Genomic DNA, 430 nt, shown 5'->3' with positions numbered 1-430 from the left:
GTGCGGCTGGATCACCTCCTTTCTATGGAGACTCGTCACGGTAGAGGTATGAACCTCGCTAGTTTATCTAGTGAAGGTATAAACCTCTACGCAGTGAGATGTCGAGGTCGAACCGGACGGAGACCTCCCAACCTATGCGTTATAAGAATAACGTGCATTGGCCAGTCAGAGCTGGCTGATAAACGGTATTTTTATGAAGTACGGATGGGACAGGTCCGAACGGAAAGGTTAGCACGCAGCGCAACACAACTGTTTGATTTTGAGGGACTGGAGGAACTTACCGGTTGAAAAGCTCAACCGGGTATAGTAAACTCTTAATTCCGGTGATGAACTGGATGGACCTCAACAATTATAAACTGATCTGGTGGCAATGGCGGAGGGGTCACACCCGTTCCCATCCCGAACACGGAAGTTAAGCCCTCCTGCGCCG

General features: G+C 50.0%; 1 rRNA gene. It reads left to right on the top strand.

The window, feature by feature from the left end:
- Window positions 1-360: 360 nt before the first annotated feature.
- Window positions 361-430 (top strand): 5S ribosomal RNA (gene rrf / locus H1S01_RS20855); the annotation flags it as partial.

This window comes from Heliobacterium chlorum, assembly GCF_014502795.1.
Classification (GTDB): domain Bacteria; phylum Bacillota; class Desulfitobacteriia; order Heliobacteriales; family Heliobacteriaceae; genus Heliobacterium; species Heliobacterium chlorum.
This window is presented reverse-complemented; position numbering and strand designations above follow the sequence as displayed.